This is a genomic window from uncultured Ruegeria sp. (assembly GCF_947497005.1).
Taxonomy (GTDB): Bacteria; Pseudomonadota; Alphaproteobacteria; order Rhodobacterales; family Rhodobacteraceae; genus Ruegeria.
In genome coordinates, this window is sequence record NZ_CANMFF010000007.1 from 240,944 (window position 1) to 256,548 (window position 15,605).

14 protein-coding genes are annotated in these 15,605 nt (G+C 59.0%); 6 read left to right on the forward strand and 8 right to left on the reverse strand.

Annotated elements, in window-relative coordinates; genetic code table 11:
- The first annotated feature begins 40 nt into the window (after positions 1-40).
- The gene (gene hemC / locus Q0816_RS12300) at positions 41-1,006 is read left to right on the forward strand and encodes a hydroxymethylbilane synthase (RefSeq protein ID WP_298850838.1); all 966 of its coding nucleotides are present in this window, start codon (positions 41-43) and stop codon (positions 1,004-1,006) included.
- Between the two features lie 223 nt (positions 1,007-1,229).
- Here the strand turns inward: hemC and Q0816_RS12305 are convergent, their stop codons facing one another.
- Genes Q0816_RS12305 through Q0816_RS12335 form a run of 7 tightly spaced genes read right to left on the reverse strand, consistent with a single transcriptional unit; the run spans position 1,230 to position 9,919 of the window.
- Positions 1,230-2,501, reverse strand: coding sequence for an aminotransferase class III-fold pyridoxal phosphate-dependent enzyme (locus Q0816_RS12305; protein WP_298850840.1), 1,272 nt, complete (start codon positions 2,499-2,501; stop codon positions 1,230-1,232).
- A 1-nt stretch (position 2,502) separates the two neighbouring features.
- Positions 2,503-3,606, reverse strand: coding sequence for a mandelate racemase/muconate lactonizing enzyme family protein (locus Q0816_RS12310; protein WP_298850843.1), 1,104 nt, complete (start codon positions 3,604-3,606; stop codon positions 2,503-2,505).
- A complete protein-coding gene (locus Q0816_RS12315) occupies positions 3,603-4,709 on the reverse strand; it encodes a mandelate racemase/muconate lactonizing enzyme family protein (protein WP_298850845.1) in 1,107 nt (368 codons plus the stop codon). The genes Q0816_RS12310 and Q0816_RS12315 overlap by 4 nt, the downstream gene beginning before the upstream one ends.
- The gene (locus Q0816_RS12320; protein ID WP_298850851.1) at positions 4,706-5,812 is read right to left on the reverse strand and encodes a mandelate racemase/muconate lactonizing enzyme family protein; all 1,107 of its coding nucleotides are present in this window, start codon (positions 5,810-5,812) and stop codon (positions 4,706-4,708) included. The genes Q0816_RS12315 and Q0816_RS12320 overlap by 4 nt, the downstream gene beginning before the upstream one ends.
- Positions 5,809-6,387, reverse strand: a complete 579-nt coding sequence (locus Q0816_RS12325; protein ID WP_298850854.1) for a dimethylsulfonioproprionate lyase family protein — start codon at positions 6,385-6,387, stop codon at positions 5,809-5,811. Before Q0816_RS12325 ends, Q0816_RS12320 begins: the two co-directional genes overlap by 4 nt.
- Positions 6,384-7,466 (reverse strand): alcohol dehydrogenase family protein, encoded by a 1,083-nt coding sequence (locus Q0816_RS12330; protein WP_298850856.1) that lies wholly within the window; start codon positions 7,464-7,466, stop codon positions 6,384-6,386. Before Q0816_RS12330 ends, Q0816_RS12325 begins: the two co-directional genes overlap by 4 nt.
- A complete protein-coding gene (locus Q0816_RS12335) occupies positions 7,466-9,919 on the reverse strand; it encodes an FAD-dependent oxidoreductase (RefSeq protein WP_298850859.1) in 2,454 nt (817 codons plus the stop codon). The genes Q0816_RS12330 and Q0816_RS12335 overlap by 1 nt, the downstream gene beginning before the upstream one ends.
- Positions 9,920-9,987: 68 nt before the next feature.
- Between Q0816_RS12335 and Q0816_RS12340 the strand changes: the two genes are divergently transcribed.
- Genes Q0816_RS12340 through Q0816_RS12360 form a run of 5 tightly spaced genes read left to right on the forward strand, consistent with a single transcriptional unit; the run spans position 9,988 to position 13,960 of the window.
- Positions 9,988-10,875: a MurR/RpiR family transcriptional regulator gene (locus Q0816_RS12340; protein WP_298850861.1), complete on the forward strand. Its 888-nt coding sequence runs from the start codon at positions 9,988-9,990 to the stop codon at positions 10,873-10,875.
- Positions 10,872-11,960, forward strand: coding sequence for an aromatic ring-hydroxylating dioxygenase subunit alpha (locus tag Q0816_RS12345; RefSeq protein WP_298850863.1), 1,089 nt, complete (start codon positions 10,872-10,874; stop codon positions 11,958-11,960). Before Q0816_RS12340 ends, Q0816_RS12345 begins: the two co-directional genes overlap by 4 nt.
- A 19-nt stretch (positions 11,961-11,979) precedes the next feature.
- Positions 11,980-12,798, forward strand: coding sequence for a hypothetical protein (locus tag Q0816_RS12350; protein ID WP_298850864.1), 819 nt, complete (start codon positions 11,980-11,982; stop codon positions 12,796-12,798).
- A 20-nt stretch (positions 12,799-12,818) separates the two neighbouring features.
- Positions 12,819-13,559, forward strand: a complete 741-nt coding sequence (locus Q0816_RS12355; protein WP_298850868.1) for a sulfotransferase family protein — start codon at positions 12,819-12,821, stop codon at positions 13,557-13,559.
- Positions 13,560-13,576: 17 nt separating this feature from the next.
- Complete coding sequence (locus Q0816_RS12360; RefSeq protein ID WP_298850871.1) at positions 13,577-13,960, forward strand: carboxymuconolactone decarboxylase family protein; 384 nt, start codon at positions 13,577-13,579, stop codon at positions 13,958-13,960.
- Positions 13,961-13,964: 4 nt separating this feature from the next.
- Here Q0816_RS12360 and Q0816_RS12365 read toward each other — a convergent pair whose 3' ends face one another.
- Positions 13,965-15,584: a hypothetical protein gene (locus Q0816_RS12365; protein ID WP_298850873.1), complete on the reverse strand. Its 1,620-nt coding sequence runs from the start codon at positions 15,582-15,584 to the stop codon at positions 13,965-13,967.
- Between the last annotated feature and the right edge of the window lie 21 nt (positions 15,585-15,605).

The following is a 15,605-nucleotide window of genomic DNA, read 5'->3' on the forward strand; positions in this document are numbered from 1 at the left end:
CCCATTGTCAGGGCAATGTGACGCGACTAAAGCTGTGCACATGACTTTGAACCTGCCCACCCCCGCATCGCCCCTTAAAATCGGCACCCGTGGTTCGCCACTGGCTCTGGCTCAGGCCTATGAAACGCGCCAGCGCCTGAGTGATGCTTTTGATCTGCCGCAGGATGCGTTCGAAATCGTAGTGATCAAGACGACCGGCGATAATCGCGCCATGATCGATGCGGATCGTCCGCTGAAGGAAATTGGCAACAAGGGCCTGTTCACCAAAGAAATCGAAGAGGCGATGCTGCGTGCCGAGATCGACATCGCGGTGCATTCAACAAAGGACATGCCCGTAGAACAACCCGAAGGGCTGGTTCTGGACACGTTCCTGCCGCGCGAAGACGTACGTGACGCTTTTATCTCTCCGCGGCTGGGCTCGATCCACGACCTGCCAGAAGGGGCTGTGGTAGGCACCTCGTCTTTGCGGCGGCGCGCGCAGCTGTTAAGCCGGCGACCCGATCTGGAAGTGGTCGAGTTTCGCGGCAATGTGCAGACACGGCTGAAAAAGCTGGAAGACGGGGTTGCGGATTGCACCTTTCTTGCGATGGCGGGTATTCGCCGTCTGGGGATGGATGACATTCCGGCCAGTGCCATCTCGCCCGACGACATGCTGCCTGCAATCGCGCAGGGCACCATCGGTATCGAACGACGTGGCGACGACATGCGCGCAGCGGAAATGCTTGAAGCGATCCATCACATGGAAACCGGTCAGCGCCTGTCCACGGAACGCACCCTGTTGGCTGCGCTGGACGGATCATGCGAAACGCCGATTGCAGGTCTGGCAGAGTTGGGCGGTACCTCTCTCAGACTGCGTGGCGAGGTTCTGCGCCCTGACGGGACAGAAACTGCACGCGGTGATATGACCGGGACTGTCGAAGATGGGCCTGAGATGGCGCGCGTGATGGCAGCAGAACTGCTGGAACAAGCAGGCCCTGACCTATTCGATTGGAAAAATTCAAAATAAATTTGCTCAGTGTGAACTCGGTCACTGAAGATAGTCCTTCAGTCAGGCATTAAAATGACATACCGAAGAGGAAGTCGGGTCAGTCTCGAAAGTATCGAAAAGTTTTCAGATTGCCGGTGTTTTAATAAGTATTCGAGGGGGCGAGACTGACCCCCGACTTCCAAAGGTAGCGGGTCGCTGTTGGCTTCAACAGCGACCCGTTTACCTTTCCTTTAAGCCGCACTCAGGAAATCGCGGCAACAGCGTAGTGTACGGCCTCTCTGGTTTGCTCCAAATCCGCATCGGTCACCGCTAGCGAGGGGTACAATTTACCCGGAGCTTTGAATATCCCATGCGCCCGCAACGCTGCATTGTACGTGGTGTTGCGTTGCGGATCATCGTGATTTGCACTGCGATAATCCCGGCAATCGGCCTCGGTAAAGTAAAGGTCGAACAAGGTCTCATCGCCGCAGATACGATGGGCAATACCCGCGTCATTTAACGCATCCGCCTGCATCAGCTGCAGCTGCTTTCCAGTTGCGCGCAGATGTTCATAGGTGCCTTCGCGCCGTAGAATCTCCATCGTCTTCAACCCGGCGGCCGAGGCAACGGGGTTGCCCGACAAAGTGCCCAACTGCATCAGCCAGCCTTCTTCGCCAACTTCCGATTTGTCGAAATGCTTCATGATCTCGGCGCTGGCGCCCAAAGCGGCCAAAGGGAAGCCGCCACCGGTGATTTTGCCCATGGTGCTGATATCCGGGGTCACGCCATATCGTTCCTGCGCCCCGCCATAGGCCAATCGGAAGCCAGTGACGATCTCGTCGAAAATCAGCAGAACACCGTGTTTGTCACACAAGTCCCGCAACCCTTGCAGGTATCCCGGCACAGGTGGGATAATCCGCTGCAGAGGTTCAACCATAATCGCAGCGACATCATCGTGTTCATCCAATAGCGCAGCCACAGCTTCAAGATCATTGAAGGGCGCGATCAGCATCTGCTCGGCCACACTTTCGGGAATTCCCGCGCTGTCGGGCACCGCCTGAGGGAAGTTGACCCGGCGGCTGGGGGCAAGGCTCATCTGCGCCTCAGCGCTCATACCGTGGTATCCGCCCTCGAATTTGAGGATCTTGTTGCGCCCAGTGTAAGCGCGCGCCAGCCGGAGCGCATACATATCTGCCTCACCGCCGGAGGCAACAAATCGTACCTTTTCGCAGCAGGGAACGGCCTCAATTATTGCCTCGGCCAGTTCGATACCTTTGCTGTTGTTTGCAAAGAACGTCATGCCCTTGGGCAGTTGTTCCAGAACCGCTTCCATCACTTCGGGGTGGCCATGGCCCAGCAGCATCGGACCGGACCCGATCAGGTAGTCGATATATTCGTTCCCGTCTTCGTCCCAGACACGGCTGCCCTCGCCACGGGCGATGATGATGCCCGGATCGAAATTGCCAAAACCGCCGGCAGGCAGAACTTCGTTTGCGCGTGCTATCCACTCGGACTGCGTTTGGATCTTCAGCATCTCAATCAATCTCCAAAATCGGGGAGCCAAGAATTTCGAGGTCAGGTGCAACACCTAAACCCGGACGCTCGGGCGGTGCAATCCGACCATTTTCACGGTTTGGTGCGTCGGGACACAAGCGCGGAGCAACATAAGAGGACAGATCGCAGGTGTTCATCAGCGATCCATGCGGGGTTGAAGCCGCAAAATGTAGCGAGGCCGCCGTCACGATATCCGAACCCCATGTGCATTCTGCGCAAATCTCGGCACCCAGTTGCACGGTCAGATCACGCGCACGCCGCATCGCCGACAGGCCGCCAAATTTCGACAGTTTCAGTGCAACCGCGTCCATGCATCCCAGCTCATGCGCCCGCATCAGCGAGGCAAGGTCATATGCATTTTCGTCGATCTTCATAGGCAGGCCCGTGGCCTGACGGACAGCGGCGCAGTCCTCCAACGTTTTACAGGGCTGTTCCAGCATCACATCCAGATGCGCCACCGCACGCCCCGTCCGGGTTGCCTGCAGGCGCGACGCCCCACAATTCCAGTCGCCATACACCAGCGACCCCGGCCCTACAGCCTCGCGTACTTTGATCAGCCGCTCGGCATCTGCCTGCCAATCGGCCTCGGCACCCAGCTTGACCTGGAACTGGCGGATACCGGTTTGAAAGGCGGTCTTTGCGATGCGTGCCATCTCGTCCGGCGCAATGCATGTGATCGAATGATAGAGCGGCATATCCGCCCGCGTTCTACCACCCAGCAACGCATAGACCGGCAACCCTGCCGCGTGGCCAAACAGATCCCACAACGCAATATCAACAATCGATTTCGCGTATCGATGTCCTTGCAGAAATCCATCCAGCTTGCGCATGGGTGCATCTACACCGAAAGGCGACATTCCAAGGATCTCAGGACCCATTTCAGCAACGGCGCCCGGAACACCATCCGCATAGGCGGGCAGGTAATGCGGGATCGGGCAGACCTCACCCCAGCCATTTAGGCCGGTGTCTGTGTCAAAGCAAAGGATATGAGATTTCACAGTCGCGCAGGTCTTGCCTTCGGCCATGTGATAGGTCTCATGACTGGTCAGATCGACAGACCACAGCGTTATCTTGTTAATCTTCAAGTATATTCTCCCACTGGATTACCCAATGTGTTTTCGTCCGGGTGCACGCCAAGCCCCGGTGCGTCGGGCAGATGCAAGTTGCCATCGATATTGCGAGGCCCGCGGCCACCCGCAATATCGACCGTAATCATGTCCTGACAGGACCAAACAGCATGGCAATTGTCATCCGGGACGGTCGCGGCCAGATGCAGTGCTTCGGTATCGGCCAGAACCGTTCCGCCTGTGGCCATCACGAACATGTCGATCCCATGGGCCAGCGCGATATCCCGCATCCGCGCGGCCTTGGTCAGCCCACCAACGCGGTTCAGCTTGATCCCGAAAATCTGGGCCAGACCATCGCGGGCAATCCGGGCGGCATCCTGCAAGGTCACAAGGCTCTCATCCACGGAAACAGGCGACGCATGAAGCCCCGAGATGGCCGCGATATCATCCAGCGTCTCACAGGGTTGCTCAAACATAACGTTCAGGTCTTCGCAGGCGCTCATCACGCGCAAAGCCTGTTGACGCGTCCAGCCGCGATTAACGTCATAGAGAACGATTTCTCCGGGTTGCCGGATGCTTTCCACATCCCGCACACGGGCAATGTCCCGTTCAACATCACCGCCGATTTTCACGGAATGGGCGATATAGCCGCGCTTGCGATAGCGTTCCATGACCTCGCGCGTTTCACCGACGGTTTTCGCCCCGACCGACGACGCAATCGGGCGTGGTGTCCGCGATCCGCCGCCCATCAGGTCGGCGATCGGCAGGCCCGCTGCCTGACCTGCAATATCCCAGCAAGCCATATCGATGGGACTTTTGGCATAAAGATGTCCGGGCAAGGCAAGATCCATCGCCCGTTCCACATCCAGAACCCGACGCGGATCGAGGCCGAGGATGAAGGGTGCCATCGTTTCGATCCCGGCCCGGATGCCCGGCCCATGAGCAGGCACATAGGTGTGCCCCCAAGGCGTGCCCTCGCCCCAACCAATCAGACCCGTATCGGTTTCAAGCTTGACCAGCGTCGCATCCAGCGTTTCGAATTTCAATCGACCGCCGGACAGCCAATAAGGATGCTCAAGCGGCAGATCGACCTGATAAACAGTAATGGATTTGATTTTCATAAAGTATACTCCGCCACTGGTGCACCGAGGCTCTCGAATTCGGGGGTTACACCCAATCCCGGCGCATCGGTTGCATAGAGCTTTCCGTCTTCTGCAACGGGGCCGCCGATGCCGGTAGATCGCGTGTTGTAGTTCATCAGATCCGTCGTGTTCTGAAGATACTCGGAAGGCGTCGATGCCGCGAAATGGGCCACAACCGAAGAGGTGATCTCTCCGCCCCAGGTGTCTTCGCTGACCACGGGAAAGCGGTTGTCGATCAGGTAATCACGCACCCGTCGTGCCTTGCTGATGCCGCCGAGGTTTGAGACCTTTAGACAGCAGATCTCAGCCCCACGGTCCGCGACGATACGCTGGGCCATATGGATGCCGGTGAGACATTCATCCAGCTTCATTGGCTGCTCAGCAACCCGGCGCACCTGTTGGCATTCTTCATAGGTGCGGCAGGGTTGTTCCAGAATGAAGTCCAGATCACGCGTCTCGCGCGCCACGCGGATTGCATTGTCCACGCGCCAGCCCTGATTTGCATCGGCCATGGCTTTCTCGCCCGGTTTCAACAGGGGCACAGTGGTGTGTATCCGGTCAATGTCGCTGGTCCAGTCGCCGCCCACCTTAATCTGAAACTGCCGATAACCCTGCTCCCGGTAGCGATCCATCTCGGCCACCGTCTCGGCCACCGATTTTTGCGGCGCGACCCGGTACATCGGCGCACCGTCGGTCAACTTGCCGCCCAGAAGCATCCAGACCGGCTGATCGCAGGCCTGCCCCAGTATATCCCAACACGCCGCATCGTACGGGGCCTTGGCATAGCCATGCCCCTGCACCAGATGGTCCATCAGATGCTCGATACGCCCCACCTGCCGCGGGTCTTCGCCCAGTAGATTCGGAGCGACCAGCCGCCCCAGTGCAGCGACACCTTCGGAATGGGCCACCATGTAGTTCTCACCACAGGGTGTGAATTCTCCACACCCCTGCAGACCCGCATCAGTGTCGATCACCACAACCGAGGCTATGGCTGTTTCAATCGCATTTCCCGCGCCCCAGACATAGGTACCGCCCACATAGGGCAGCCCGGTCCGGAAAATTCGGATGCGGGTGATTTTCATGCGACATCCATCATAGGCAGATCGCCCATCCCTTCGCCGCGCCAAAGGACATAGGTCAGGATCGGTTGATCTGTCGTGATCATGGCGTGACTTTGCCAGCTTATGTGCTGCCGCGTCAGGTTCGGGCCAACAAATGTTTCGTCTTCATCGCTCCGAAAAACAGCACCGCCTGCCAGGATCAGATACAGCTCTTCTGCCTGATGGCTATGCCAGTCATAGTCCAGGCCAGCGCCCCAGTACCCCACGTAGCCGCGCAACTGGGCCGAGTGAAAATGCCCGGTCGGACCGAACAATTCGTAGTATCCATACCGGTTCAGAAAATCCGCGCCGACTTCCTCTTCGGTATAGGTGTGTTTCCAGTGGGCTTGATGCGCGGTCGCCTTGATCGCCGCGATCAGATCGCGGGTTCGTTCCCCGCCGTCGAGGTTAAAGTCGCGCACTAAATCGGTCGCCGGCACGGGTGCAGGCCGCAGACCAGTGGCTGCCAAATCATCCGGCCATGGCGCAAACCCCTTCAGTCCCGGATGCGCTTGGTGCACTTGGCGGGCGGCCTCGAGAACGTCATCCAGCGTCATGGCACTACCACGATGTTGCCGGTGTGCTGCTTGGCGATGAAGGCAGATTGCGCTTCACGCAACTCCTCCAGCGGATAGGTCGCAGCAAGCGCCGGTTTGATCTCACCCGCCTCGATATATTTCACAAGGCTCTGCATCACCTGCGGGTCAATCACGGTCGAACCGGTAAAGGTCAGGTCGCGCAGGTAGAAGGTCCGCAGGTCAAACTCGACCATCGGACCTGCGATGGCACCGGAACAAGTATAGCGTCCGCCGCGTTCCAGAATGTCGACCAGGTTCGGCCAGTATGGGCCGCCTACCACATCGGCAACCACCGTGATTTTTTCGTCGCCCAGCGCCGCCCGCAAGTTCTCAGGCGCACGGGTCAAAGTTAGGTCGGGGCCAAGCTCGGCCACGTCGGCGTGTTTGGTCTCTGACGCCATCGCGACCACACGTGCGCCACGACGTTTCGCCAATTGGACCAATGCGCCGCCAACGCCACCAGACGCGCCGGGGACCAGCACGGTGTCTTTTTCAGTCACGTTGGCACGGGACAGCATTCCTTCGGCGGTCGAGTAAGAGCAGGAGAACGTCGCCAGTTCGGCATCCGACAGATCCGAAGTGATCGGCACCGCATTCACGGCCAGAGTCGTGGCATATTCCGCGAAACCTCCATCCCGTTCCGACCCAAAATAACCTGTCTTGTTCATATTGCCGGGGTCAGCAGGATCCCGCAGCCAGCCATCCGTTATGACACGCTCGCCGACGCGGGCGCTGTCAACACCCATGCCAACCGCCACGATGTGTCCGCAGATATCTGCCCCCTGAATGCGCGGGAAGGTGATCGGATTGCCGCCCCAGGTGGGGTCTTCTTCGCCCACCTCATCGAACGCGCCACCTGTCGTCGCATCGGTGACCGTTTTTGAATACCAGCCGGACCGCGTATTGACGTCGGTATTGTTCAATCCGCAGGCTGCGACCCTGATCAGAACATCTCCGGCCGCAGGTTCGGGGCGCGGCCAGTTTTCGTGCAGAACCATTTGGTCCAAACCACCATGGCCCATTGTCACCATCGCTTTCATTGTGTCAGGCAGGTTCATCACACAGTCTCCAGTATAGCGTCGGTTCGGGGCAACTGATTTTCGGGATCGTAAGCGGGTTCGCCCAGAACGCGCGCGGCGCGGGGGTTGCCGTGGATTACGACCTCCAACCCGGTTCCGGGGGTCGCCGCATCGGGTTTGATATAGGCAAACGCGAGGATCTTGCCGACCGTGTGGCCATAGGCAACCGACGCGGTCGACCCAACGACGCATCCGTTCAGCATCACTGCTTCGCCGCCATGCCCATCAATCTCTCCGTCCGGTTCGATTTCCAGATAGGCACAAATCCAGGGCAGATCAGTATTGAGCGTTTGGTCCTTGCCCAAATACTCCTTGTCGGTACGGGCAAAACGCAGCACGTCTGCCTCGACCAGAGTGACCTCATTGGTCAGCTCACCCGCGCCTTTGAACCCTTTCTCCATCCGCATCACGTTCATGGCAAAGCTGCCGTAGTCGGCGATGCCATGCGCCTCACCCGCAGTCCAAAGCGCGGTGTAAACGTCGAGGCAGGCGGCGTTGGGCATGTGCAACTCCCATCCCAACTCACCGGCATAGGACATCCGGAACGCCCAAACCTGATGGCCCGCAATGATGATTTCCTGCGCCGACAGCCAGCGGAATCCGGCATTGGTCAGATCGGCATCGGTGCAGCGCGCCAGCACGTCGCGCGAACGGGGGCCATTCAACGACAGGGCTGACCATTCGGCGGACAACGCAGTGATCTGTACATCCTCGCTCGTGCGTTGATGTGCCAGATGATCCAGCAGGCGTTGTTCGAAAAAGGCCGCGCAGACCAGATAGAAACGGTCCTCGGCCATACGGACAATCGTTGTTTCCAACTCAATCCGACCACGTCGGTTCAGCATATGGGTCAGCGTGATCGAAGCGACCTTCTGCGGCATCCGGTTCGCGGTCAGCCGGTCCAGCAGGGCGTAGGCATCCGGGCCAGAAACCTCGACCTTGGTAAAGGCGGTCACATCCATGATGCCGACGCGTTCGCGCACCGCCTTGACCTCGGCCGCTATCATGTCATCGGCGGGGGTCCGGCGGAAGGAATAGTGATCGCGCTGTTCTACACCATCTCGCGCGAACCAGCGGGGTCGTTCAAAGCCATAGACTTCTTCATGAACCGCTCCCTTGGATTTCAGCAGCTCATACAGCGGCGAAGGCTTGATCGGGCGCCCTTCAAGACGGTTGAAATGCGGAAAAGGGATTTCGTGGCGCAGGCAATAGTCTTCCTCTGCCTTGATCACCTGCCAGTCCTTGATGGCATAACTGCCGAACCTACGTGGATCGAACTCACGCATCGAGATATCGGCCGCGCCATGCACCATCCAGCGCGCCAATTCGCGGGTCAGACCCGGGCCCCAGCCGATCCCAATCTGCGTACCGCAGCAGCACCAGTAGTTCCGAACACCCGGCGCGGGCCCGATCAGAGGGTTGCCATCGGGGGGATGCGAGATCGCCCCATGGACATCGCGTTGAATGCCCAGTTCGGCAAAGATCGGCATGCGGTTCAGGCTTTCCTCAAGCCACGGCATCACCCGGCCGTAATCCGCGTCGAACAGCCAGTTTTCGTATTCCCACGGGCAATGATCATGCCAGACCGAGTTCGGGTTCTCTTTCTCATAAATCCCGATCAGCCCGCGCTGCTGCTCCATCCGGATATAGCCCGAGACTTTGCAGTCATCGCGGATCACCGGCAGTTCCTTGTCCAGATTCTGGAACTCGGGCACCGGTTCGGTCACGAAATAATGGTGCGTCATCGAGGTCATCGGCAGTTGCAGCCCCGACCATTCCCCCATCTGCCGGGCATAGGTGCCGCCCGCATTCACTACATGCTCGCAGGTGATGGTGCCCATCTCTGTCTCGACCACCCATTCACCGTTGTCGGCTTGTGTGATGTTGGTGGCGCGGCAATTGCGGAAGATACGAACGCCCTTCTGGCGCGCGCCCGCCGCCATCGCCATCGTCACATTCGTCGGGTCCACGTGACCGTCATCTGGCGTATGCAGCGCGCCCAATACCCCTTCAAGATTGTAGAACGGGTGCAACTCAGCGACCCTCTCAGGCCCGACCAATTCGATATTGAAACCCAGCGAGCGGCCCACCGACAGGGTATGCCGCAGCCAGTCCATCTCATCCTTGGTATAGGCCAGGCGGAACGAGCCGCAGCCGTGCCATGTCACCGGCTGGCCGGTTTCGGCCTCCAAAGCCCCGGAATACAATCCGATGTTGTAGTCCACGCATTTGCCCAACCCAAAGCTCGAGGTCGAATGCGTGATCTGCCCTGCCGCGTGCCAGGTGCTGCCGCTGGTCAGCTCAGCCTTTTCCAGCAGGACGGTATCCGCGCCCCAGCCTTCATGTGCCAGATGATAGGCCAGACCGACCCCCATGACGCCGCCGCCGACGATGACCACACGGGCTGCGGTCGGCAATTTCTTCTCGGACATGACATTTCCTCTTCCCGAGTCGCTTTTCTGCTCGACAGGCTAATTCCACGTTTGTACCATCGTCAATCATGAATGACACAAATGTATCATCAACCGTTCTCGACCGCCTGAGCGCTGAGTGGGACGCCTTGACCCCCGAGGCGCAGAAAGCCGCGCGCTACGTACTGGAAAACCCAACGGATGTTGGCGTTTCAACCGTGCGTGAAATCGCAGAAGCCGCCAAGGTCAAACCCAATACATTCGTGCGCATGGCGCAGCAGGTGGGTTTTGACGGGTACGAAGATTTCCGCGAACCGTTTCGCGAAGCAATCCGCAATGGGCAGGTGTCGTTTCCAGATCGTGCCCGGTGGCTACAGAATATCGGCAAGTCAGGTGAATTGGGTGGGCTCTATGCCGATATGATCGGCGCCGCGATCCAGAATATCGAAGAAACTTTCGCAGGGATCGATGCTAAGCGCCTGAAGGCTGCTGCTGAAGATATCTGGAGTTGCCGCCAGATTTTCACTCTGGGCGTCGGCGTCAACAACTCGAACGCGCGCAATTTCACTTATCTTGCCTCGACAGGGATGAAACAATTCCACGCCATCCCCCGCCCCGGCTCGACCCCGGTGGACGATTTGGCCTGGGCCGATGAGCAGGACGTGCTGATCGCAATTACCTGCCGCCCGTACCGCACCGAAGTGATCGAGGCGATCAAGCTGGCTCGACAACAGGGGCTGACCGTCGTAGGCATCTCGGACAGCCCCGCCAGCCCGGTCATTCTAAACGCCCAACACGGCTTTGTTGTCGCTGCCGATACGCCGCAATTCTTCCCCTCATCGGTCTCGACTATTGCTTTGCTGGAAACGTTGCTGTCCTTCGTGATCGCCGTTTCCAGCGATGAGATCGTCGAGCGGGTGGAGCGGTTTCATCAACGCCGCCACCAACTTGGCCTCTACGCGGTGGAGCCCGAATGAACGCACCCCTGACGCACTCATTGGACGCGCGATACTATACCGACCCTGCGATATTCGCACAGGAGATGCAGGGCCTTCTGGTGCGTACATGGCAATTCGCGGGCCATGTGGCGCAAGTTCGGGAAACAGGGGATTACTTTGCTTTTGAAATCGCCGGGCAGAACCTGTTCTGCATCCGGGGTCGCGATGGCGAAATCCGCACCTTCTACAATGTCTGTCAGCACCGCGCGCATGAGATGGTCACAGGTGCGGGCAACACCCGCGTCGTCGTCTGCCCCTATCACGCCTGGACCTATGAGCTGTCGGGCCAGCTGCGTGCCGGGCCGAACATAAAATCCGTCCCCGGCTTTGACCGCAGCGCGATCTGCCTGACCTCTGTCCGCACTGAGGTGTTCAACGGGTTCATCTTCGTCAATCTCGACGATGACGCCGCCCCGATGGATGAATGGTACCCCGGCGTGCGCGAGGAACTCCGCTCTTTTGTCCCGCAAATCGACGATCTGGAACCGCTCGAATGGGTCGAAATCCCCGAAAACTGCAACTGGAAGGTCAGCATCGAGAACTATTCCGAATGCTATCACTGCCCGACCAACCACCCCACCTTCGCCGAGGGCGTGGTCAAGCCCGAGACCTATGACATCCAGCCCGATGCAGGCGGCGGCTATGTGCTGCGTCACACGACCGAATGCCAAAGCCTCGACAAGATGACATATCCAATCGACCTGTCGGTACCGCACGCAGGCGACTATCAGTCGTGGTTCCTGTGGCCGATGTTCTCGTTCCAGTGTTACCCGGGCAACGTGCTGAACACTTATCACTGGCGCGCTGTTGATGCCGATCACTGCACCGTCTGGCGCGGCTGGTACACCGAAGGTGGTTCGGAAAGCGCGGTTATCCGGCAGTTGGCTGTTCAGGACCGCGAAACAACGGTCGAGGAAGACATCCGCCTTGTGGAATCCGTCCATCGCGGGCTCAAGTCGCGCGGGTATCGCCCTGGCCCGCTGGTGCTGGATCCGGGGTGCGGGGTGATGTCGGAACATTCGATCGCGCGGCTTCAGCAATGGATGCGCGAGGCTGTGGATTGATGACCGAGGTGACCCCCCAATGCTGATGCCCAAAGACTGGCGCCCAGAACACAAACTGTTTCCCCATCAGGTCGGCTTTACTTCGCCGCCGTTCGACTTCGACGCTGCCCCATCAGATTTCTTGCGCATATGCCCCAAAACCGTCGGCGTTCATGGTTGGATGCTGCACGTGCCGGACTACGTGCACGATCTGGACCAGCGCAAAAAGAACTTTGGTATGCTGGATGATTTCGTTCACTGCATGTCGCGCAACGGCGTGGATGTTTGTGGTCAGGTCGGTTCGAACTGGGTTCATGCTTGCGGGCTGGGCGTGGAAGGTGTCCGGCAACATTGCGAAGACCTGTCAGACAAATACGGTACCCGCTTTCACATGGCAGGGTATGCCATGGTCGAGGCACTGCATGACATGAACGTCGAGAAGGTTGCCCTGAACGCCGCCTATCACTGGCCGGAATGGTGGCAGGGCACGGTCGGCTTCCTGAAAGAAGCCGGGTTTGATGTCGTCTGGGCCGGAAATTTTCACGACCAAGGCTGGTTCGACAGTCAGGAAGAGGTCAATTCCTATCGCTGGGTCTTTGACGGAGATCTGGCATTGAAGAGCTTTGAATACGTCGCCAACAAGGCTCCTCAGGCCGATGCGATCCTGATCAACGGCATGTGCAACTTCCGCACCGGACCTGATGGCCTGCCACAGCGTCCGCTGCATCTGGCCAATACGCTTGAGGCCGCCCTGGGCAAGCCGGTGATCGGCCACGATATCGCGCTTTACTGGCGCATTTTCAAATCCCTCGGTATCGCGCCCGACACACCGCGCGGACAATTGCTGAAACGTCTGTGACTGCACGAAAGGCCATGACTATGCACAAGATCCTCGCGCTATGGGCTGTGCCCCGATCCACCTCGACCGCGTTTGAGTGGATGATGCGGCAACGTGGAGATCTGGATTGTCTGCACGAACCCTTTGGCGAGGCGTGGTATCAGGGCGAAGACCCCTTGTGGCACCGGTTTCAGCCAGAGGACGTTACGACGCCGGGCCTGACGCTGGACAGTGTCTGGCAGGATGTTCAGGCACGAGCAGAAAAAGGCCCGGTCTTTCTCAAGGATTTCCCGCATTACATCAACCACATGTGGGATGCTGAGTTCCTGTCGCATTTCACCCATGCCTTTCTGATCCGGGATCCGGCCAAGACCATCACGTCGATGTACAAGCAATGGCCCGACTTTGCCGAAGGCGAGGTTGGCTTTCCCGAACAGCGTGCCCTGTTCGATCTGTTGACGGCGCTGCACGGAACGCCGCCGCCGGTGATCGACAGCGATGACCTGTTGGAAGACCCTCACGGCATGACCCAGGCCTTTTGCGAGGCGGTGGGTATCCGCTTCCTCGAAGACGCGTTGACCTGGGCGCCCGGCGGAGACCCATCGGCCCACAGTTGGTGGGACGGAGGATCGTTCCACGGCAACCTTGCGAAATCAACCGGACTTGCCCCGCAGCCGCGCAAGCATATCGACATCACGGACGCGTCAGATCGGGTGAAACAGGTGCACCGCCGGATGAAACCGCATTACGACCACCTTTACAAACACCGCCTGGCACGCTGACACACCGGAGACTCGCAATGGCCGACATTTTCGACGAAGACCTGTTCCTGAAAGGGTTAGAGCAAAGGAAGAACACGCTGGGCGCAGAGTATGTGGAAAAGAACCTTGCCGCTGCCGATGACTTTACCCGCCCGTTTCAGGAGGCCATGACGGCCTGGTGCTGGGGTTTCGGTTGGGGCGATGACGTGATTGATGCGAAAACGCGGTCAATGATGAACCTGTCGATGATCGGCGCTCTGGGCAAGATGCACGAATGGGAAATCCATTGCCGCGGCGCGATCAACAATGGCGTCAGCAAAGAGGAAATCCGCGCCATCATTCATGTCATCGGTATCTATTGCGGTGTGCCGCAGGCGCTGGAGTGCTTCCGGGTCGCGCGCAAGGTTTTGGAAGAAGGCTGACCGCCTAAAGCCCGGCCTCGGACAGCAGTTTCACCACGTCTGAATAGTGGCTTTGTTTCCTGAAACAGGCGGGCCAGGCCCAGCGCTCGGCGGTGAAACCCGGTTGCAATTCAAGAATGCGCCGGGCGTGCCGCTGAGCCAGTGACCGGTTTCCGGCCGCTGCCGAAAGCATACACAGCACAATGCGCGCGCGCACGCTGCCCGGGTCCACGCGCAGCACATTATGTGCGTGCTGCCATGCGGTCTTGTCAGCGTTCAGCGCAAGGGCCATGGCCAGATTGGCCTCGATCCAGATCGGTGGATGCGGTGTCAACGTAAGGGCCTGACAGTAAACGGCAATTTCGGAATCCAGCCGGTCATCATACCCAAGCAGACCGGCGTAGTATCCCAGCATTTCGGGGCTGCTGTGAAATCGCTCGACCACCTTGCGCATCAGGTCGCAGGCTTCGTCCGTCTTACCGGCCACGTTTTTGGTGAACGCCTCAAGCGCCGCGCAATATGGGTCGGTGGGGTGCTTTTTTCGCAGCTCCAGACATTTCGCATCGACCTGCGCCAAGGTCTGTCCGGGCGCATCGTCCATGCCCAACCGGATCAGATCCAGCTGACAGAAACCGATTGCGATCCGGGCGGGCAGATAGTCCGGATCGCGGCTGAGGCAGATTTCGTACTGCCGGATGGCGCGGAACAGACCGTCCTCGGTCGTGTGGCTTTCCTGAATTCGGCCGTTCTGAAAGGCAGTCCAGATCTCGGTCGACGTGGCGCGGGCCGCCCAGATTTCCGACCAGTGGCCGTCGCGGAGCCGCAATTGCAGCGCCTCGACCACCTTCATGGCAATCTCTTCCACCGCGTCGAACGTATCCTGTTTGCGAAACCGGAACCGCTCGGTCCAGAGGCAGATCTGATTGTCGGTCGAGGTCAGCTGTGCCGCCACCCTCAACCCTTCCGCGCCAACAACACTGCCACTGAGAACATAACCCTGAACCGGCCCTTCCTGCCTGCGCGCATCGCGCAGTTCGATGACATCGGACAAGGTGCCCAGCAGAAAAAGCAACTCATCGCGGATCGATGTCGCGGCCACGGATACATCCGGCGAATCCCCGACCACCTCCATCGGCTCTACCACGATGGCAGGGCGCTGCCGCCCCCAATGGGCCGGAACACGCGTGCTCAGCGGGGCTGGCCCGTCTTCTCCTGTATCGATATCCCAATAGGCCTGACGTTCGATCGCCAGCCAATCCTCGAACTCGGGATCGGCCACATCCAGACCTTCCAGTAGTTCGGCGCGATCTGGCTGCAACTGTTCGTCGAACAGGTCCACTTCGACTGACTTCAGGTCGATGGACACATTTTCGCGGCCAATTTCAAGAAAGGTCAGGTCGTACTGCCCGAAATGTTTGGTCAGTACGCTCAGTTCCTTGCGCAGCGATGCCGCGCCCTGCGACGGGGAACTGCCACTCCAGAGTTTATCCTGCAGCCAGGCCCGGCTGCGGACAGCATTTTTCGACAACAACACCAGGGCGACAAGCGCTTTCGCCTTGGTGCCGCGTGGTGTCGCGTCCCGGCCGTCGTCGCAAATGACCTGAAACGGGCCAGTCATGAATATCTTGGTTCGTGCTTTCGTCACGAATGACCCTCAGACGAGGTG